At 41.7% G+C, this 20,642-nt stretch carries 22 protein-coding genes; 10 read left to right on the top strand and 12 right to left on the bottom strand.

Annotation, left to right across the window (positions count from 1 at the left end; all coding sequences use genetic code 11):
• Nucleotides 1-69 precede the first annotated feature (69 nt).
• Nucleotides 70-642 carry a hypothetical protein gene (locus V6R21_RS30625; protein ID WP_334247296.1) on the top strand — a complete coding sequence of 191 codons (573 nt, stop codon included), beginning with the start codon at nt 70-72 and terminating at the stop codon, nt 640-642.
• 86 nt (nt 643-728) lie between these two features.
• Here V6R21_RS30625 and V6R21_RS30620 read toward each other — a convergent pair whose 3' ends face one another.
• A complete protein-coding gene (locus tag V6R21_RS30620) occupies nt 729-2,030 on the bottom strand; it encodes a glycosyltransferase (protein WP_334247295.1) in 1,302 nt (433 codons plus the stop codon).
• Between the two features lie 75 nt (nt 2,031-2,105).
• Entirely contained in the window at nt 2,106-3,167 is a 1,062-nt protein-coding gene (locus V6R21_RS30615; protein ID WP_334247294.1) for an NAD-dependent epimerase/dehydratase family protein, read from the bottom strand.
• Nucleotides 3,168-3,476: 309 nt separating this feature from the next.
• Here V6R21_RS30615 and V6R21_RS30610 point away from each other — a divergent pair, with 309 nt between their 5' ends.
• Both V6R21_RS30610 and V6R21_RS30605 read left to right on the top strand, forming a co-directional pair.
• Nucleotides 3,477-4,520 carry a tyrosine-type recombinase/integrase gene (locus V6R21_RS30610; protein ID WP_334247293.1) on the top strand — a complete coding sequence of 348 codons (1,044 nt, stop codon included), beginning with the start codon at nt 3,477-3,479 and terminating at the stop codon, nt 4,518-4,520.
• A 116-nt stretch (nt 4,521-4,636) separates the two neighbouring features.
• Nucleotides 4,637-5,008 (top strand): hypothetical protein, encoded by a 372-nt coding sequence (locus V6R21_RS30605; protein WP_334247292.1) that lies wholly within the window; start codon nt 4,637-4,639, stop codon nt 5,006-5,008.
• Here the strand turns inward: V6R21_RS30605 and V6R21_RS30600 are convergent.
• The gene (locus tag V6R21_RS30600) at nt 4,980-5,531 is read right to left on the bottom strand and encodes a helix-turn-helix domain-containing protein (RefSeq protein WP_334247291.1); all 552 of its coding nucleotides are present in this window, start codon (nt 5,529-5,531) and stop codon (nt 4,980-4,982) included. The two genes, V6R21_RS30605 and V6R21_RS30600, sit on opposite strands and share 29 nt — an antisense overlap.
• A gap of 143 nt (nt 5,532-5,674) precedes the next feature.
• Here V6R21_RS30600 and V6R21_RS30595 point away from each other — a divergent pair, with 143 nt between their 5' ends.
• Genes V6R21_RS30595 through V6R21_RS30575 form a run of 5 tightly spaced genes read left to right on the top strand, consistent with a single transcriptional unit; the run spans nt 5,675 to nt 8,104 of the window.
• Entirely contained in the window at nt 5,675-6,010 is a 336-nt protein-coding gene (locus V6R21_RS30595) for a helix-turn-helix domain-containing protein (RefSeq protein WP_334247290.1), read from the top strand.
• A gap of 4 nt (nt 6,011-6,014) precedes the next feature.
• On the top strand, nt 6,015-6,260 hold the full coding sequence (locus V6R21_RS30590; RefSeq protein ID WP_334247289.1) for a hypothetical protein: 246 nt from the start codon (nt 6,015-6,017) through the stop codon (nt 6,258-6,260).
• Between the two features lie 17 nt (nt 6,261-6,277).
• A complete protein-coding gene (locus tag V6R21_RS30585; protein WP_334247288.1) occupies nt 6,278-7,273 on the top strand; it encodes a hypothetical protein in 996 nt (331 codons plus the stop codon).
• A 34-nt stretch (nt 7,274-7,307) separates the two neighbouring features.
• Entirely contained in the window at nt 7,308-7,850 is a 543-nt protein-coding gene (locus V6R21_RS30580; RefSeq protein ID WP_334247287.1) for a P-loop NTPase family protein, read from the top strand.
• 17 nt (nt 7,851-7,867) lie between these two features.
• Complete coding sequence (locus V6R21_RS30575) at nt 7,868-8,104, top strand: hypothetical protein (protein ID WP_334247286.1); 237 nt, start codon at nt 7,868-7,870, stop codon at nt 8,102-8,104.
• 200 nt (nt 8,105-8,304) lie between these two features.
• Here the strand turns inward: V6R21_RS30575 and V6R21_RS30570 are convergent, their stop codons facing one another.
• On the bottom strand, nt 8,305-9,309 hold the full coding sequence (locus tag V6R21_RS30570) for a YhdH/YhfP family quinone oxidoreductase (protein ID WP_334247285.1): 1,005 nt from the start codon (nt 9,307-9,309) through the stop codon (nt 8,305-8,307).
• Between the two features lie 132 nt (nt 9,310-9,441).
• Between V6R21_RS30570 and V6R21_RS30565 the strand changes: the two genes are divergently transcribed.
• The gene (locus V6R21_RS30565) at nt 9,442-9,768 is read left to right on the top strand and encodes a winged helix-turn-helix transcriptional regulator (protein ID WP_334247284.1); all 327 of its coding nucleotides are present in this window, start codon (nt 9,442-9,444) and stop codon (nt 9,766-9,768) included.
• A 359-nt stretch (nt 9,769-10,127) separates the two neighbouring features.
• Here V6R21_RS30565 and V6R21_RS30560 read toward each other — a convergent pair whose 3' ends face one another.
• The 7 genes from V6R21_RS30560 to V6R21_RS30530 form a co-directional block, all read right to left on the bottom strand.
• Entirely contained in the window at nt 10,128-12,455 is a 2,328-nt protein-coding gene (locus V6R21_RS30560) for an arylsulfatase (protein ID WP_334247283.1), read from the bottom strand.
• A gap of 399 nt (nt 12,456-12,854) precedes the next feature.
• Nucleotides 12,855-13,505, bottom strand: coding sequence for an HAD family hydrolase (locus V6R21_RS30555; protein WP_334247282.1), 651 nt, complete (start codon nt 13,503-13,505; stop codon nt 12,855-12,857).
• Between the two features lie 322 nt (nt 13,506-13,827).
• The gene (locus V6R21_RS30550) at nt 13,828-14,475 is read right to left on the bottom strand and encodes an IS630 family transposase (RefSeq protein WP_334247281.1); all 648 of its coding nucleotides are present in this window, start codon (nt 14,473-14,475) and stop codon (nt 13,828-13,830) included.
• Nucleotides 14,476-14,557: 82 nt separating this feature from the next.
• Nucleotides 14,558-15,481, bottom strand: a complete 924-nt coding sequence (locus V6R21_RS30545; RefSeq protein WP_334247280.1) for an MBL fold metallo-hydrolase — start codon at nt 15,479-15,481, stop codon at nt 14,558-14,560.
• Nucleotides 15,482-15,508: 27 nt separating this feature from the next.
• Nucleotides 15,509-16,276 carry a helix-turn-helix domain-containing protein gene (locus tag V6R21_RS30540; RefSeq protein ID WP_334247279.1) on the bottom strand — a complete coding sequence of 256 codons (768 nt, stop codon included), beginning with the start codon at nt 16,274-16,276 and terminating at the stop codon, nt 15,509-15,511.
• An 89-nt stretch (nt 16,277-16,365) separates the two neighbouring features.
• Nucleotides 16,366-17,100, bottom strand: coding sequence for a hypothetical protein (locus V6R21_RS30535; RefSeq protein ID WP_334247278.1), 735 nt, complete (start codon nt 17,098-17,100; stop codon nt 16,366-16,368).
• Between the two features lie 377 nt (nt 17,101-17,477).
• Nucleotides 17,478-17,762 carry a hypothetical protein gene (locus V6R21_RS30530; RefSeq protein WP_334243358.1) on the bottom strand — a complete coding sequence of 95 codons (285 nt, stop codon included), beginning with the start codon at nt 17,760-17,762 and terminating at the stop codon, nt 17,478-17,480.
• A gap of 303 nt (nt 17,763-18,065) precedes the next feature.
• Here V6R21_RS30530 and V6R21_RS30525 point away from each other — a divergent pair, with 303 nt between their 5' ends.
• The gene (locus V6R21_RS30525; protein ID WP_334247277.1) at nt 18,066-18,719 is read left to right on the top strand and encodes a hypothetical protein; all 654 of its coding nucleotides are present in this window, start codon (nt 18,066-18,068) and stop codon (nt 18,717-18,719) included.
• Nucleotides 18,720-18,968: 249 nt separating this feature from the next.
• Here the strand turns inward: V6R21_RS30525 and V6R21_RS30520 are convergent, their stop codons facing one another.
• Nucleotides 18,969-20,129, bottom strand: a complete 1,161-nt coding sequence (locus V6R21_RS30520; protein WP_334247276.1) for a DUF1624 domain-containing protein — start codon at nt 20,127-20,129, stop codon at nt 18,969-18,971.
• Between the last annotated feature and the right edge of the window lie 513 nt (nt 20,130-20,642).

The raw sequence follows: 20,642 nt of genomic DNA, 5'->3' as shown, positions 1-20,642 counted from the left end.
CCTCCCATCGCACGTGCTTTCTATTATCTTAATAGGATCGCATTTCATTTACATTAGACATTTATAAACATGAGAGAAATTCTGAAAGACGACGTCAACAAGCTGAAAACCTACGAGCAGCTTGTACTCAAGAAAAACAAGCTGGCTGCAGACTCCTTCTTTCTCGGTTTACGGATTGAGAAAATATTGGAGAAAAGGGAAAAGAAAGCAGACCTTATTCGCTTGCTAAGCTATGAGGTAAAAACCGCTGATGCACAACTCAAAGACCCTGCACTTGCCAAGTATGAGCTTGAGATCTCTGTCAAGAAATACCGCCACTTAAACGAGATAAAGTCTGCGGAAAAGTTTCTTAAAAAGCATACGAACAACTTCATTCTTGAGCTTAGGCTAAAGAAGGCTAGTATGGAAGCGATGCTGGCACATGTGGAAGAAACCTGCCAAATCCTGAAAGAACTGATAGACGAAGAGAAAGCAGCTGCCCAACAACCGACCTTGGAAGCAAAGCCGCAAACAAAAATGGACAGTACTGTGGATACGAACACGAACCTGAGCGAACTCACTCCGTATCCATCCATCAACACTGTCCATTCAGACCGAATAGCCTCTCTGCCAACAATACTACGGCAAAACGCCGCCAGTTAAAGCTATTCTGCTATAAAACCTTACACCTTATAGACACCAGAACCCTTACTTCTGGAGGCAGGTAAGTTATGTCCAATTGACAACAGTCAAAGTGTGATCTCATCCAGAAGTCCTGCCACTTTCCCTGTAAGCTGCTGGTTGCTGTATTGTTCGGCAATGCCTTTTGTGGCGGGTACTTTACCATCCATCCGGTACTTGTCCTGCATTTCTGTCAATACCTGCTTCAACGCGTCTTTCTCTCCATACTCGAAGGCATAGCCAGCTTCTGCATCCCTGACCATGCGAACAGCATCTCCCGTGGTATCTCCAATGCAAATGATCGGGCGCTTCACCGCAAGGTATTCAAACAGCTTGGCAGGAATTCTGCCTCCCGCATTTTCTGCTTGATTGAGCAACAACAATAATAATTGACTGCTTGCACAGATTTGCAATGCTTCCTCTCTTGGAACATAGCCCATCATACCTACCAAATGGCCAATGCCTAATGACTCAATATGTTGTTTGATAGCGGCATCTACCTCACCAATCAACTTCAATCGAAATACTTTGTCCCAGTCTTCACGTTCTTCTGACAGCTCCTTAATCACTTCTAGCAATGCTGAAGGGTGACGGTCATCGCCCATCAGTCCCATATGAACGAGTGTAAGCTGCTGATCACTTTCTTGTTTCAGGTCCTTGTAGTCTGCTTCATCATAACCTAGCGCTACCGTTGAGACCTCCTTCGCCCCTATTTCTTTCAAGTCCTTATTCCATTGGTCGCTGACAATCGTAATACGGTCAGCCCATTTGAATACGTCCTGCTCCATACGATGGTGCTTTGCCCTTCCCCAAGGAGCCAACCTCAACTTCTGGAAGTAATCAACCTGTGTCCAAGGGTCCTGAAAGTCTGAGAGCCAAGGCAGACCTGTAAGCTTCTTCAATTCACAGGCAATGGCATTGTTGGTATGAGGAGGTCCACTTGACCAGATGGCGTCTACAGGATTTTCTTTCAGATAAGTCGTTAGATACTTCACCGACGGTTTAATCCAGAATGCCCGTGCATCCGGAATAAAAAAGTTGCTGCGCACCCATACAGAGAACTTGTGCAACAGGCTTTCCTTATCATCATTCGCCACCAACGCATTGATCACGTTCTCATCCTTTTTCTTCCCCATCAATGTGCGGTAATACTTGTAGGGCTCGAAAATAGGCTGCTTGATTACAGTGATACCTTCAGGAATATCTTTCAGGTTAGAGTTGTCAATCCCTGCCCAGTCAGGATTTTCCGCTGTATAGATCACAGGCTCCCAACCGTACTCCCTCAAGTATTTGGCTATTTTCAGACATCTCAACACTGCCACACCTGCATTGGGAGGCCAGTAATAGGAAATCATCAGGACTTTTTTCATCGGAAAAAATTTAAAAAAGGCGAGGCATTCACCTTAACATGATTACCTCGCCTTCAATATATCTGCTATGTTTTCTTAAACTCTTTTGCCCATGCTGTCATGGATCTGAACCAGAATATCCTCCAGTCCATACTTATATTCCCAAGTAGGGTAATGTGCCTTGAACTTGGACACGTCACTGATCCACCAGATATGGTCACCGATACGGTTTGTTTCCGAGTAAGAGTAGTTCATCTTCTTGCCCGTGATTTTCTCACACACCTCGATAGCTTCTGCCATTGAGCAGTTTGAATGACGGCTACCACCCGCATTGTAAGCTTCGCCCTGTCTTGGGTTTTGGTAGAAGTGCCAGAACATATTCACCAAATCCCAGCTATGGATATTGTCCCTTACCTGCTTGCCTTTATAACCGAATACAGTATAGTGATCACCCGTAATCGCACATTTCATCAGGTAAGAAAGGAAACCGTGTAGCTGTGTACCTGAGTGCTTAGGCCCTGTCAAACAACCGCCACGGAATACACCCACATTCATTCCGAAGTACTTACCATACTCCTGCGCGACGATATCAGCAGCTACCTTTGAAGCACCAAACAGGGAGTGTTTTGTATCATCAAGGCTCATGGTCTCATCAATTCCATGTTGGAAGAACGCGTGATCTTCCGCCACTTCCCAACGTTTCTCCAACTCTACCAACGGTAACTTGTTTGGGTTGTCGCCATATACCTTGTTGGTTGAAGTGAAGATGAAAACAGCTTTTTCACTGTAAAGACGGGTAAGCTCTAACAGGTTCAAGGTACCATTCGCATTGATGGTAAAATCTGTCAGGGGTTCCTTCGCTGCCCAGTCATGGCTTGGCTGTGCAGCTGTATGCACTACCATCTTGATATCGGTGCTGTACGTCTTGAAGATTTCCTCCATTGCCGAATAGTCACGGATATCTACATTGTAATGCTTATAGTTTGGGATTTCCTGCTCCAAACGTGTCATATTCCACGCAACGGATGCATCTGCTCCAAACAGAACCTGACGGGTATTGTTGTCAATACCAATCACCTGATCAAATTTATCAGCAAAGAATTCTACTGCCTCACTGCCGATCAGTCCGGCAGAGCCTGTGATTATTACTACGCTCATCAGTTTGTTTATTTTGAAAGGGAACTGCTATACAATTCTCCAATGGTTTCAATCTCTTATCGAAAAAACGTTATTAGCAAAAGTAATATAAACCTTTTTTATACCTATAATTCTCAACAACTTCCCTCACTAAATCCCCGCTCACACCCCTAAAAACAGCCATTCAGGTTTCTGTCCCCATTCCTATTCCACTTCAATGTGTAATACTAAACACATACACCATGTGTATATAATTTGTATATTGTCCACACGGCGTCCACACGACATCCACGCAAGTAACCCAACAAAAGTATAAACTAAGCAATAACAATGGCAGAAGTAAAAGTAACTGAACGTAAACAAAGAGACGGTCGGATTGTACTATACCTCTACTACCGACACAACAGCAAAAGATTTCGCAAGTCCACAGGAATCAAGCTGTTCGAGAAGCCAAGAGGTGAAAAAGAAAGGCTCCACAACCGCAAGGCATGGCTTACAGCCGAGAAGTTGGCACTCGAACTGCAAGTATCCTTAAAGGAAGGTACAGGTTCACAAACAGCCTCCAGGATCACCCTTCACCATGCAGTAGACCATTTTACCGCAACCAAGACCAAGGAGAACACCCGCATCATGTATCAGCAGATGAACAAGCGGGTCAAAGGCTTCTTCAGCAGCCATCTCAAGCTATCAGAGCTCACCAAAAGCCATTGTCGAGACTTTTACGATTACCTCTGTCAGGACAGTGGCAAGGTCAGTACTGCTAACCTACGCTTTATCAACTTCAAGGCAGTGCTCAACTACTTCGTCAAAAAGGAAATACTATTAAAAAACCCAGCCCAATATATAGAGAAAAGGAAGAGCGATAGCAGTCAGCGGGTCTACCTCAACGAATCAGAACTGGAGCTGCTTAAGAGAACAGGCTGCAATGACAAGGAACTCAAACGATACTTCCTGTTCGCCTGCTATACCGGATTAAGGTACTCAGACCTGAAAGCACTTACCTATGACCAGATCAGGGACAACACAGTCTACATCTCCAAGCAGGTCAAGACCTCAGACAGCGTAACTATACCGCTTTCAGCATTTGCAAAATCCCTGCTGGACAGAAAAGGCAGAGGATATGTATTCAGAATTCCATCCAACTCTTTGGTAACATATCGGTTGGCAGACTGGACACGAAGGGCAGGAATCGACAAGAGAGTAACCATCCATACTGCCCGACATACATTTGCCACCCTATTGCTGACAAAAGGTGTTGACATCTATACCGTCAAGGACTTGCTCGGACACAAAAGCCTTAACAGCACCATGGTCTATGCCAAGATCATCAACCTTAAACGCCAAAAGGCAATAGAACTTCTTGATAGTCAGTAACCTTCAAGAAGTCCTACTAGGAAATACCCCACAAAATGTAACTATTTAAAGATTTTATAATTTTATTGCGAGTATTAACCTTATTACTTTTTCAACAAATTGACCTATTAACCTCAATGGATATTAATGAGAATAAAGAAACACTCAAACTGTTTCCTGTCGCTGTAACTGGAGCACTCGAACACCTATCAACCTGCAACTGCACCTCCAGAGAAAATTACCTAACAGTCACATGTCTAATGTTCTGTCATCAGGTATTCTGTCAAAAAGTTTACTGCAAAGGGCTTGAATGCAACAAGTCTACCAAGTCATTTATTACGGATGCCTTACGGGAAACCATTAACTCCCCCTACTTCCAAGGAGCGAATGACCATCTCAAAATCGCCATACGGCAATCGCTTGCCATCTTTACAGACAACCTCAATCAAATTGTAGATAACCATGAATCAGCAATCGGACTTATGCAAAAACTGCCCTTATCTCTTTGATAAGTGATACCCTTTGAATAGTCTCCATATCAAGGTCAATCACTTCTTCACCTTCCAGTGCTTTGACCTTGATACTGTTGCTGACCGCAATATTGTTCTCCAGCAACCTGCAAATAATGGCTTCTGCCACACCCTCAATCTCAATTCGAAAACTTCCCTTGAAACAGGTACGAAGCGTTCCCTTCTCAATATCCTTCAGATGGAGGTCAGCATTCACAAAAGCCTGATCCTTGAATGAGATTCTCCCCAGCGTCGTAAACCAGCTACCTGACTCATCCACATGCTCCCGCTTTTCCACATGCCCACTGTCACCTCGCAGGCGCATCCTGTCAGCATTGGCTAGCAGGTCCTCTACTTGTACATCCAATGCATCCGCAAACCGCTCCAGTGTACTGAGTTTCATATCCCCCGAAAGCATCGCATAAAGTGTCACCCTCGCTATCCCCATTTTCTTGGCTAACTGTGTCTTTGTCAGGTCTTTTTCTTTCAGCAATGCATCAATGTTATCAGTAATCGTAAACATAAAATTTGTTGTCAGTCGTAGAAAAAAAAGGGCAGAATCAAAACCGATACACTTGTATTAATATGCCTACATTATTACATTTAGTGTAAGTATTTGATAATACAGTTATATGTATCATGTATAACAATACGAATATAGAAATTATGGACAAAACTAACCCAACTCCAGACCTAAACCGACTGGCAGAAATCATTGCCACAAAGCTCAAGGAGCAATTGCAGACCGAAGTCCGCAAGTACCAGCTCAACTCCAAGCCTTTCCTTTCCATCGATGACGTCGCAGAAATGCTCGAAGTCTCCCGTGACCGTGTGTATGCTTACATCCGCAACCGGCAGCTGCCCCACTACAAGAACGGCAATACCCGACGCATCTTTTTCTCACCCAAAGACGTCCGTGACTTCGTGCTGCGCAACCGCATCGAGGCAGACGACATTGCCCTGAGTGAAGCCGAACTGCAAATCCTCTCAGGCAAATACTGATGCCATGCGATTCTACCTCCATGAAACCATACTCGGCAAGGACTTCAGGATTCGTGTCACCATGCCCGAGTCCTGGCAGTTTCCCGCCAAGGCAGACACTTTGGCGCAGCTGGCAACGCAGGTTTTGGTAGAAGTCAAGCACCTCGGCGAACCCGACAGTGCCTACCATGACATCACCTGTTTCTGCCACACCCTTGGCATCACCCAAAACATCACCCGAAGGCTGTTCGGCACCCATTACTGTAACTGAATAAACAACCTGTATCCATGTCCATCGTAAGACTTCCCAACCGTACCCACGGCTTCACCACCGTAGACAACTCATTTGCCACAGACCGACGCCTGTCCTACAAGGCAAAGGGCATTATGATCTACATCATGACCAAGCCCGACCACTGGCGCATCAACCTCAAGGACCTTGAAAAGCAATCCCCAGACGGCACCACCGCCATCCGCTCCGGACTCAAGGAATTGCAGCAGTTTGGTTATGCCGAGATGCGTACCCTCCGCACCCGAAGCGGTAGGATCACCGGAAAGGAGTGGATCATCCACGAGAAACCACAGCGGGAGAAGATTGAACCAACTGTCAGCAAAACCGATACTCAGCTCAGCCGACATTCAGAAAACCCGAATATCGGTTTACCTGCACCTATAGTAAATACTGACGTTAGCAAAGACTTATCTAAAGCAAATACTGACTTAAGCAAAGGTGCTTTCGCACCGACCTCACCACAAAAACAGATTGATTTCAATAAATCGATAGAGACCAAGGAAAGAGAAGAAGAGAACATCACACCACAGGAAAAAAGAAAAGTGCCGCCAAAAGAAAAAAGCAACCCATACCTCCAGGCTTACGACACCTTCTGCCACAAGCAACTGGGCATACCACCCAACCGCCATGCCTCACCGGCAGCAGACCGCAAGGCACTCCGCAGCATCGAAAGCTACCTGGAAGCCGTCGTCTGGCACCACTACCCCAAGGCATCAATGCAGCTGATCGCAGAAAAGAAACTGACCCTCTGGCAAAAGGTCCTCACCGAGTGGAACACCATCAAACAGAAAGATGCCTTCCTCTCACGGCAGACCCGCCTGGTGCAGATCGCCGCCAATATACAGCAGCTCATACAGCTCAACCTCGAAGACCATCAACAAGCAAACAGACAAGCAAGACATGGAGAAGTACCCAAAAAATTCAACACCAACCTCAGCCCCTTCACAGGAGAAGTCATCGGAGACTTCTACCAGGTGCTTAACGGACGATGAGATACGTACCCGAGCCAACCATTACTACACCATCATGATCCGTGAAGCACAAACCCTATACGGCTCCCTTGACAGCTGGACCCAGTGGCTTTACCAGTTGCTGACCGCCTACTGCGTCGGCAGCATCTCACTCTGCAAGCAGTACGACATCCAGCCCCACAAGGGACTGCTGCTCTCTGGCGCACCGGGTATTGGCAAGACAGCCGCCATCAGCCATTTCCGACGCAAGTTCAAGAAACTCTCAGGACAGCTCTACTACTGCCACGACATCATGAACGAGGCACGCGCCTCAGACCAGTACCTGGAAGGCTACCGCAAGAAACAGCCCATGATCTTTGACGACCTCGGCATCGAACACAAGGTCAAGCGCTACGGCAACGACATCAACGCCATGGACGAGATCCTCTATATCCGCCACAGGCTCTTCACACAGCATCAGGTCGCTAGCCACTTCACCACAAACCTTACCATCACAGAGATGGAGCAGCGTTACGATATCCGTATGGTGGACCGCCTCCACGAGATGGTCAATATCATCCACCTCAACAGAACCACCTCCTACCGCCGCTCCCCATAGGAGTAGCAGTATTCCAAATGGCATCCCAACACCAAAGGACACCATTTGGATTTAGTGAACAGTGGGTTTTTTCTCAGCCAGCATCAAGGGCAGCCAAGGACAGTGGGTTACTTCCTCCGGCTGCCAGTGCAACTGAAATAAAAGTAGAAGCAGAAGGCATTTTGCCCTCTGCCTCTCTATTGACAATAACCCATCAAAACAAAAAGCCAAACCCATCAGGGTCTGGCTTAGCTAAGCTTTATAATTTCCTTTAAATAACTTCCTTATCTCCTTGCTTACCACCTCTTCACCATAACGCAGGACTTTCCGAATGGCTTATAACGGTAAATTGTATGAGTAGTGGCAGATTGCGTGGCACTTTCCTGTCAAATCGCTACGCAGTTTGAGCGTGCTAATAACTTTGATATTTACCACATCACCTGTCATTACTTATACAAAATGTTGTGTTGCGTATTTATTCAGTCAAATTTAATACAGTTCTTCCTTTTAATTTTCCCTTTAGCATTAATTCAATTTTTAGCGTTACATCCTCAAGTTTAATTTCATTGCAAGTGTAATCTAATTGTTTAGGTTTCCATTCTTGAGCTAACTTATTCCACACTATTTTTCTGTATTTCATTGGATAGTTTTGAGAATCTATTCCAATGAGTGTGACACCTCTCAGAATGAAGGGAAAAACGGTCAAATCAAGTTCTGGAGATGCAACATTTCCACAACAAGTTACAACACCCATTGAATCAATTGATTTAATTATATTTTCAAGTATTATACCACCAACAGTATCTATAGCACCGGCAAACAAAGGTTTTAACAATGGCTTTTTAACAAAATTTTCAACCTCACTACGCAATAGCACCTCCTCAGCTCCAAGATTAATTAAATAGTCCCGTTCTGTTTCCTTACCTGTTATTGCTACGACCGAATAACCCAATTTACTTAAAATGGAAACACTCAACGCACCAACTCCACCGGTTGCACCTGAAACCACAATTTTACCATCCTCTGGCTTCATCAACTCCGTAAGTCTTAATACTGACATTCCTGCTGTTAAACCTGCAGTACCATATATCATTGCCTCTTGCATTGTCATTTTCTCAGGCAATTTTACAACCCATTCTGATGGAACTTGAATATACTCAGCAAATCCGCCATCTGTATTCATGCCTAAATCATAACTGGTTACAATTGCTTTTTCACCAATAGTAAACAAATCACTGTTCGATTTTACTATTGTTCCAACTGCGTCAATACCCGGTGTGTGTGGATAATTTCTCGTTACTCCTTTATTTCCCGAAGCTGATAAAGCATCTTTATAATTCAATGAACTATAGTGCACTTTTACTAAGACCTCATTGTTGTTTAAAGTGCTAAATTCCATTTCTTTAATTGAGCCTTGATAATTACCATCAATCTCTTCAATTCGAAATGCTTTAAATGTAGAACTATTCTGTACCATCATTTGTCTTAAAATTTTACTTATTTTTGCTCAAATTTCAGGATAAATATTTTGTCTGTCAAGAACTTACAAATGGTTGGTATACGAACATTTATTTCTGTTTTAGTATTTTAAAGACTTTGAGGGAAGAAAAAAATGAAAAAAAGTTATTGTCCGATTGATACATTTATAAATGTTATTAAAGGGAAACGAAAAGGCACTATTATTTTGCACCTTTTCCAAGGTGATAAAAGATATAGTGAATTGGTTAAACTATTAACCGATATTAGTGAACGAATGCTGACTAAACAACTAAAAGAATTAGAATCGGATGGACTAATAAATCGAACTGTTTTTCCCGAAGTTCCTCCTCGCGTTGAATACAGCTTAACTGAACTTGGTAAAGAGATTCATCCTGTCCTCAAAGGAATGTATAAAGGAGGAATCCTTTTTGAAAAATCTATTGATGAATTTCATATCTAATCATTTACCAATTTCACCCTGTATGTAAGGGGTTTCCAATATGCCACACAATACCCAGCTATCGTTTGTTCAAACTTAACCCTTTCCAATATAGGACTATCCCAATATTGAATAAACAGATACTAAGTGTTATAAATAACTTTACTGCATTTATTTGACAAGGCACAAAGGAAGATTTTATAGAGGTTAGCCTATTTTGCTACTCATCAACACCAATTTACCTCCCAATCCTTTGAATCTTTAAGATCAAGGGTTAGACATGTAGGCTCAATTGGTCACAAAAAAAGCCAAACCCATCAGGGTCTGGCTCAGATAATCATGATTTATTCCTTTAAATAAATAGCATATTGACAGTACTACTATTTCAGTTGAAACTTAACATGATCAATACTGCCGGTATAGGCAAAAGGAGCTGAATAAGCCGAAGAAACAGTAGAACCTAAATCTTTACCGATATCCATTGTTTCTGTAGCCGAATACCTGCTAGGCACAACCTTATCTACCTTACCACTGCCCACCTTTTTGCCATTTACCAATAACTGCGCACTGCCTCCACCCCCTGGTTCTTTAGACTCTTGCGTGTAAACCATCTGAATATCTAAATTTCCTTCAGGCAAAACAGAAGATGTTACCTCATAGTGGTTCAAATGGAAGAAGTTATAATAATAAATGAGCTTGCCTCCTTTAACATACAGGGAATACCCCGCAGAGGTACCACCATTAGCAACGATTACACCTTCGTCACCTTTTGAATAATCGATTTTAGCAGAAATGGTATGCGTACGTGCATACACAGGAGGAGCACTTCCCTCAGGAATACGTGTAGTCCCGGGTAGATAGATAAATTCCGTTTTTCCCCTCACTACCGATGGACGGTTAGGGTTTGTAGCACGTTCTACAAAACGGTCGTCCAATGGATACACATTAAACTTTTTAGCTTCCTCATCAAATATGCCTTTCAATTCTTCCAGCTTTTCAGGATGATCTTTTGAAAGGTCAGAAGCCTCTGAAAAGTCTTCCTCAATATTATACAACTCCCATTGGTTATTCTTAAATCCGACAGACCCTGACAATTCCCATGGCACACCATGAAAAGAAGCAGCAACCCAGCCATCATGATAGATGGCACGGTGTCCACCCGTTTCAAAATACTGAGTGGTACGGGTATCAGCCGCATTGGCATCCGAGAATGAATAATTTATAGGTACACCTGCCAATGGAGTCTGATCTACGCCATTGATGCGTGTAGGCATTTCTATATGAGCAGCCTCATAAATTGTAGGAGCGATATCAATCACATGATGAAACTGGGTTCTTTTCTCCCCTTTGGCTTGGATTGATGCGGGCCACGAAACAATCATACCATTGCGAGTACCACCAAAATGAGACGGTACACGTTTCATCCATTGAAATGGCGTACTGCCTGCCCAAGACCATGGCACCGCAAAATGGTTCTCATGCTCAGGCCCACCCAAATTGTCCATTTCTTTTAACTGTCTCTCTACATTGTCAGGAAACCCATTTTGGGTCATCATATTGTTCAATGTCCCTGTCATACTCCCTTCAGCACTAGAGCCATTGTCTCCAATAATATAAATGATCATGGTATTCTCACCTCCGGGCAAACTTCTCGCGCTTTCTATCAATTTTCCTGTCCAGTAATCCGTATGTGCCAAGAAGCCCGCAAAAACCTCCATCTGACGGGCATATAGTTTCTTTTCATCAGCACTTAAACTTTCCCAGGCAGGAATAGCCTCTGGTCTAGCAGTTAGTTTAGTGCTTTCCGGAACAATGCCCATTTTCTTCTGACGTGCCAAGGTATGTTCACGCATGGCATCCCAACCTTCATCAAATTGGCCCCTAAACTTATCTATCCATTCCTTTGGTGCATGCAAGGGAGCATGCGTAGCCCCTGTAGCAAAGTACATAAAGTAGGGTTTCTCAGGGTCAATGGATTTCTGCTGACTCATCCAAGCAATGGCATCATCAGTAAGGTCTTCCGTCAAGTGATATCCTTCTTCCGGTGTTTTCTCAGGCTCTACAGGTATGGTATTTTTAAATAGCTGAGGCTCATACTGATTGGTTTCACCACCTTGAAACCCATAAAAGTATTCAAAACCAAGTCCGGTTGGCCATTGCTCAAAAGGTCCAATTGGACTGGTTTCCCAATCGGGTGTATTATGCCATTTACCAAAGGCAGAGGTACTATAGCCATTTTGTTTGAGCACTTCGGCAATCGTTCCAACATCCTTTCCCCAAATACTGTTGTACCCCGGGTAACCAGTTGACAATTCGGATATCGTTCCAAAACCTGTCTGATGATGGTTTCTGCCTGTCAGGAGAGCAGCACGTGTAGGACTACAAATACCTGTCGTATGAAACCGTGTATAGGTAAGCCCTTCTTTGGCTAGCTGATCCATAGCTGGTGTAGGTATTGGCCCGCCCATAATACCAGCTTGCCCGAAACCTACATCATCCAAAAGGATGACAAGCACATTGGGAGCCCCTTTAGGCGCTTGATAGGGTTGCGGATAGTCTTCCTTAGAATCTTCGAAAGTTTCACCTATTTTTCCATTAAACTTTTGCGGAGGGTGAGGTAATACGTTTTCAGGTTTTGTATCAGTCTTGGTGTTTTGACCGCACGAGAATATCAATAAAGGCAGGATAAATATCAAGAAGTTTTTCATAGTCGAAGGTTTATTGTTGATAACATCAAGCAAGCTATCATTTATTCTAGCTTGCCCCCTCTTAATATAGCACTAGCCTAAGATATAATAAACGGATATAGGTTGTTATAAGCCGTTTTACATTACTACTTTAACAAGTACCCCCCTCACCCCAAAGCCACTACCTCCTCATCCTTTCTATCATCTCCTTCAGCTCCCTAATCTCCGAAATGGTACTTTCCTGCTTCTGCTCAACACTCCCCCTCATCCTCCAAATCCTTTAGATCTTTAGGATCAAGGTTCAGATATAAGTAGTCAGTCACAAAAAAAGCCAAACCCAACAGGGTCTGGCTTAGCTAAGCTTTATTATTTCCTTTAAATACCCACCTTTTCGATAGTACTTTTAAATTAGGCACCTAATTATACTTCTTTATCCAGCAACAATCTCAATTCTTCATAACTGTCAAAGACACAATCCGCCCCAGCATTTATCAATTCTTGTCTTGAGAATGTACTTGTCAAAGCATAAACCTTACAGCCCGCCTTTTTACCAGACAATATCCCATTGAAGGAATCCTCAATAACCATGGCATTATCCTGATCTACCTCCATTAAATCCAGCGCCTTAAAGTATGGATCAGGAAATGGCTTGTGCCTTAACGTCGCATCAGCTGATATTACTTGATCAAAAAGTCCCATTATATTCAAATATTTATCCAGGTTCTGAAGCTCTTGCTGAGTTGAAGAAGTGACCAATGCTGTACGAAGCCCTTTTAACTTCACATGCTCCATAAAGTCCAAAAAGCCCGTAATCATCGGCATCTTTGGAAGGAATTCAGCTAGATATTCACGACGCTTTTTTATAAACAATTCATATGGTCGATGTTGGGAGTCTAAATGTTCAGAGGCATACATAAAAAATTTATCTTCTGGTACACCTTTAAAATTATCAAACACATCATCAGGATAGCTAATACCATAAGCATCCAACACCATTGCCTTAGTCTCCGTATGAACAGGTTCAGAATCTATAACTACACCGTCAAAATCAAAAAATATAGTAGTGATCATAATGCTAAATATCTTATTCGTCTAATATCGGTCAGCAGTCAATCATTTAACACCTAACCTCAAGCTATCATTTGTTCAAGCCTGCGCCTTCTCAATATAGCACGAACCTGATTTCCAATTAACTGAAGCAAATGACAAAATAGACCTTGCAGCTTGTTATTAACAAAATAAAATAAACACAGCGCTGGGCACAGCTTATGTGCGATCCATCAATACCAATCCCCCTCATCCTCCCAATCCTTTAGATCTTTAAGATCAAGGTTCTGACATAAGCAGTCCGTTACAAAAAAGCCAAACCCAACAGGTCTGGCTAATTAAGCAACTATTGAAATGAAATGGAGAATTTCTCTCCTATGTTTTCAAGGATATAGATTATCTGTTTTTCTAGGCCTTGTTTAGAGGTATAAGCATACTTAGGCAACCATGTATATTTTATTTCTTTCCAGAGTCTTTCAATCAAATTAAGCTCAGGAGAATAAGGAGGGATAAAGAAGAGTGTAAGTCCTTTATCCCTCCATTTTTCGATTTGTTCCTTGAATCTATGACTTCGATGTGTAGGTGCATTGTCTAACACGACAATGGTTGGACGAATTATGTCACTGGCAAAGCGATCAAAGCACTCAATAACTATTTCAGAGTTAGCAGCCTCTTGAAAGAGAAAAGACTTGAATGGTTGTGTTCTACTCATAAACCCGAGTACGGTCAGATTTGCACTTGGCACGGAAGGAAGCAATATCCTTTTACCTTTTAGTTGCCATGCATAAGGCACACTTGGGATAAGGTTGACGCCCATTTCATCAAAGAAATAAAGATCGATTCTTCCCTGCTCCTCCTTTTTCTTAAGTGATTTCAGCCATTGGTGGGCTTTTTCAAAGTCTTCCTGATTCCGTTTATGCAGCAAGCTTTTGCGGCTTCTTTTCCATCGGTAACCCCATTTCTTCATCCAACGTCGTAGCGTTGAGACTTTCACCCACTTGTGTCGCGGAGGCCTCAGTTTTCACTTTGCAAATAACTAAGTAAGCCTATGAAGCTTAGCACCTGTTACAGTTCGATTATCGTTGATGGCCATAGATAACCTCAACATTTGGAAACATTTCATGAAACTCTACTAATTGAGCAAGGCTGTTTTCAGCTGACAACTGATCATCTACCCAACCCGGTTCAATATTATTTATAAAACCATATCTTGTGTGACTTGCATCTCCTGTCAGAAGCTTTGGGCCATCGGAGGTCATTAGCAGATAGGATAAGTGACTTGTTGAATGACCTGGAGTATGAACTCCCAAAATCGACCCATCCCCGAAAATATCAATTACACGACTGAAAGGAAGTTTATCAATCCCTTGTGACCAATCGAGTTCTATGAGTTGCGAATTAGAAGTTAGATGATTAGCATGATAAAGTAACGGGATATCCAAGTATTCCTCTCCTTTTCCAATATATTTGGGTATTGAGGAATTCAACTCAGGTAAACCTGCTGTGTGATCACCATGCAAATGTGTAAAGAATATCCCTTTTACATCCTTATTTTCTCTTTTTAACTGAGCAGCTATATTTTGACTCTTTTGCTGCTTAGATTCGATGATAAAGTTTGTAGCCAGAAACCCCTTAATATTGCCATCTTCTTGGAAAGTACTATCCAATCCTGTATCAATCATAAACCACCCCCTATCCGTATGATGAAACAAGAATACAAATACGTCCACCCATAAGAACTCCTTCAGATCATGAGTTTCGCTTAGTTTGTCGGTGTTTAACATTCCACTAAGAGGCACTTTAACTGAACCCGTATTCAAAACTTTAAATTGATCTATAAGTGGACTACTATTGAGTATTTCATCCCAGCTTTTCTCCGGTAGTTCGCTTGGGGGTAGCGTGTAAACCAATCGAGTGGGCTTAACGGGGTGATACCCAATCACAACAACTAGTATAAGTACGATTAGTACCAGCAATGGAATTTTGATTTTTTTGCTCATGACTTTGTTTTTTGAGCAAAGTTGGGCTTACTGGGGAAAGGAAACTTGAACGAATTTGCTGTTCTTAGCGATCAGTGAAGGAGGAATTCCAATCATTTTAGTGAACGTTCGTGTCATATGAGCTTGATCTGCAAATCCAGCTTCGTAAGATGCAGCAGTAAGCAAATTTCCTTCCAATATCAATTCTATTACAATTTGAAGTCTATGCCATAAAATGTAATTACGAATGGGTAATCCCATTACCTCTTTGAATAGATGGATTAATCGACTTTCACTTAGATGAGCCACTTCCATGAGTCTTTCTGAGGTGATATTTTGATTGATATTGTTTGAGATAAAATCCAAGACATCCTGTATTCGCTTGTCTTTCTGAGAGGTTTGATCAGTTTGCCGAAAGCTGAAGACTTTTTCAATCATCGTTCTAATGGCTAGCCAGTCTTCATTGTTAAGGCAGACAGAAAACTCATCGATATCAATTGTTGCTATATCGTTTGACGGGTAATTAAGGATAGGTCGGTTTTTCAATTGATTAGTCAAAACCCATTTGCCCAGACTAGATTCGGGATCAATCTCTACACTAATTATCGGAACGTTTTTAGCATCGCATTCATGTAAATAATTGGGAGCAACAAGAAGTCCCTTTTTGTTTGTCCAAATGCCTGTGTCGTCTTTAGAGAGAAATGTGCTTCGAACTGCAAGAACCAATTGAACTATTGGGTGACTATGTTCTGTAACAGTCCGGGGATGACTTCCATAAAATAGCCTGAAGTCTTTCCAAATAACCAGGTGATTCATCTTAATAAGCTATAACGGTCTCCTGCATGTGGTATACCAACCAGATGGGAAGCATAAATATCATACAAGCTGTTCTCAGTTTTTCTGTTTTAATCTGTTGACGAACCACAGATCCCTATATACCAATCCTTTTCAGGATTATATACTGTCCAAAAGAATGTCCCCCACCATTCCTTTCCTGCATCGAAATAAGGTGAGCAGTCTGTACCCCATTTCATAATTTCTATTTTCGTCATATCTGTAAAAATGAAGTTCATAAAATCTATAAGATATTCTCCTTTTTCCTTTATTGTCTTACCTGTTTGTATTGAGTATGGTGGTTCCATAAAGGCATAAACAAAATTTCCATTACGATTTGGATATTTCAAATTAAATTCCTGAATCCTCTTCTTCATATCAATTTTATTCACTACAGCTTCTTCAGTATCAAAGTAGAAATATGAATTTCTAGTGTCATTGCCTTTCTTACCCCTCACAAATGGTTTACCCTGTTCTAAGTCATAAAAAGCTCCCAAGAATTCTTCTAACCCTATGCTTATTCCACTATTATCAAGTTCTTCGAAATTCGTTCGAAATTCGGGTAAAGATTTACGGTTTCCCTTTGATGCACACCTGTTCCAATGGTAATTCATGTCAAAATTTACCCGTTCCATTGTTTGTCTTGCAACGATCAAGTGGCATTCATATTTATCTGTTGGCTTAATCCCTTTGTAATTTTCTGATATTCGGAATACATGAAAGAGTAATTCTCCTCCTTTATTTTCGAAGTCTTCAGTTCTTGATTGAACTTTATCATTGCGTATTTCCAAAATATTTACAAGCATTTTTTAATTTTTTCTAATTGCAGAAAACAATTGTATATAATGCAGAGTGGTACATAACCTATGAATTCAAGGAACAAAAGAACAATTATTTATATACGCACTGTGTCAAAAACTTCTCTAATCTAGTGGATTCTTGATTTTGTTCAAATTTTTAGTTGCCATATGTGTGTAGGTTTCTGCCGTCATGATCTAGCAATGCCTGAATATATCGCAGGTCAGTTCCTTTTTCCGTAAATGCGTGGCAAATGAATTCTAGTATATGGAGAGTCGCCCACTTCTTTATACTAGTCCTCCTTGCAGCACGCTTGACATTTTACCCCACACTTGTGACACTGTATTGGTAACTAGTGTTCAATATCCCCCTCACCCCAAAGCCACTACCTCCTCATCCTTTCTATCATCTCCTTCAGCTCCCTAATCTCCGAAATGGTACTTTCCTGCTTCTGCTCAATATTCTGAAGCTTCAAGTCCACCACCTCCCGAGACACCATCTCCGCCTTCAGTACACTCACCTTCTCGGTCACCTCCGAAAGTGTCGCCTGCTGCGTTGCACTGGTAGCCTGGTTGGAAGAAACCTGTACCTGTATCGTCACCAAAAAGGACATAATCCCCAAGGTGGTAATCACATTCTGCAAATCGATTTTCTGTAAGTTAACTGACATGGCTGTACGTTGTTAATATTGAGATGCCACACAGCATCCCAAGCCTCAAAATTAGGTTAACGGCATTAGCCTCTTACAGCTAAGTGCCATACAAAAGATACACAAATCCATTGCCTGATATAGCTATACCGACAGCTCAGAAAGTAGAAAACCTTGTCTAAACTTACATGGAAAATAGCATAGTATTAGTCTAATAAGTGACCACACCATATACCTAAGCATAAAGTCAAAACTGCTTTTGTTATTTAGCATACATTGAGCTTATATTCACTTAATAATCAATTAACCTAATTCCTAAAACCCATGTACAAAAAATCACATCTCCTGACCCTTTTACTCATTATATCAACCTGCTTTGGATGCTCAGATAAAGATGAAACCACTCCTACTATCAACCCCCAAAACAGTGATATCCGCAGGCTACTACTAAATGCCAACTTTACCACACTAACCGTTTCTGGTATCAACAATATATTTAATGATTCAGCCATGGTTGGAGAAAGAAGTGACCTACAAATCAGTAGTGATGAGAACAGGAATAACATAGAAATCTACACCAACTTGAAAGGAGAACTTATCGATTTCTATATGGAAGAATGGTGGTACGAAGAAGACCTTCCCAATAAGAGTCCAGAGGATATACTCACTTTCTATCGTACAGAATACCTAGACCGCTTGGAAAACCGTTACGGACCAGCAAAAATCGTAGCACTTGATCGAGAAGCAGTCGAAAAGATCAAGTCTGACTTTGAGCTTTCTCGTGATGTCCAATATGGCAGTGTTTACCAGCACTATTGGGAAGTGATCCCTGATCCCAATGATATCATTGAAATAGACAACAATAACGATGGAGTCATTGACCTAATCTACCCAAGGTTTTATATCATTTATATCTCTATCACAGGTACTCGCAAGTATAATCAATATACAGCTTCCATCACTGTGGAAAATCTCTAACCAGCTAACCGCAGATGAAAAAACATTAACCCGATGACCTTACAGAAAGAAGTATATCAGTCCGCTTGCCTCCACCAACCTTCCCAAGGTGATAAGTTTAGAAAACTGATCCAGACCGCAGGCTTGTGGAATGGAAGTTGGGAGGTATCTTAGATGGCCTTTGAAGGTTGCTAAATGGATAGCCGCCATTTCCTTGGTTTGTGGGAAATGGTGGCCTTATTTCAATAAAATTTAGATAGCATAGTTGTTCTAAAAATACTTTATCAATTTTGAAGAACTATGACGCTTATAATTAGAAAACCACCTTGTTGGGTAATATAGAACTACTAAAAGTACTATGGTAAATAGCCATACCTGCCAAAGTGTATCAAACCCAAAATAACTTCCTTGTTGTGTTCCATAAATTGCCACAAGTACCTTATATAAAAACAAGAGAATGTATAGGTGTAAAATGTAGAAAAACATGGGAGCAGTACCGAAGGTTCTTAAAACTTCCGTCCATTTATATGTGACTCGCTCAAACCAAGAAAGCAACAAACACCCAACTCCAATTGTAAGTAACAAGTAATCTAATGAAGGAGGATATTTCGTATAGTTGAAGAAAGACATGACGGATTGAATAAGTGTACCTTGTGCCATCCAAGGTTCTGTCTCCCCGTAAAGGTTAAAGCCCCTCAAGATAAGTAATAGGGATAAAGCACTAGTTCCTATACCAATCATTACCTTTTTCCGTGTTAGAACTGGCACCTTGGTATCATATAATGGACCAACAAAGTAACCTATCAATATTACACCAATCCACGGTAATACAGGGTAAGATGCTTTTATTTTGAGAAACCCATCTGTTAGTAGATACCCCCTGTCATGTAAGATTGTCCAGAGTGTATAGCCCAATTCATCTGACTCTAAGGAAATAGGAGTTAATGTATTATGTCCAAATATGATAAAAAAGCCAATCATACCAATCCACAAATGACTTAGGCTTAACTTACATAATACAGATAGACATATCATACTGATTCCTATCGCCCAGATCACCTGTAAATACAGTGTCTGATAGTACCCAAACCATGATAAATTGATAACAGTCACCTCAAGCATAATTAAGAATAGTCCTCTCTTCAGCAAGAAAGAACTTACAGGGCGGGGAGCTTTATTCTTAGGGTGGGCATACAACCAAGCAGACAGTCCTGTTAAAAACACAAAAACAGGGGCACATAAATGGGCCAACATTCGGGTAAAGAATAAAGAAGCGCTTGTTTGATCTATATCAATGGGATCACTGATAGGAACATGGTAAAAGAAACGCTCTCTTACATGATCTAAAAGCATAACGGCCATCACAAAACCTCGTAATATATCAATGGACGAAACCCGTGATCGATTGATTGTTTGTTCTTGTTCTAACATAGGAGCAGGGTAATTCAATAATTGTCAGTATTTTTCATAGCCATTGTCATCCCTATCTTTTTCTAAGACATAATGCAACATAGTCGCAAATGTAAGGCAGTATACTTTAAATGCAACAATATTGCGCTTATATCAGGTTAAATATATTCGTATTATAAGGGAAAATGAATAGTAGGAGATCAACTCAATACAACCATAAACTTGTATAAGACAGCCACCAGACTTTGAAAAGTTGGTAAACCAAACTAATCATATCTATTGCTTAACCACTTTTGACAAAACATGCTCATTACCTTAGTTTCAGCTAACGATAAAAAATAATAATTTATAAAACCCACTGCCAACCCTTCCAGCCCCTGTCATCCGGCGGGTTTCGGCAGCCAATCTACCCTCAAAAAGCTCTTTCGGTCTGCCGCTCCCATTCGCCTGCTGCCAGCGGCTCCCACGCCGACACCCTACACACAGCTCGCAGTAATGTAGCAGTTCCATACCCACCCACCACATAGGACAGTA

The organism is Limibacter armeniacum (assembly GCF_036880985.1).
GTDB classification, from domain to species: Bacteria; Bacteroidota; Bacteroidia; order Cytophagales; family Flammeovirgaceae; genus Limibacter; species Limibacter armeniacum.
This window is presented reverse-complemented; position numbering and strand designations above follow the sequence as displayed.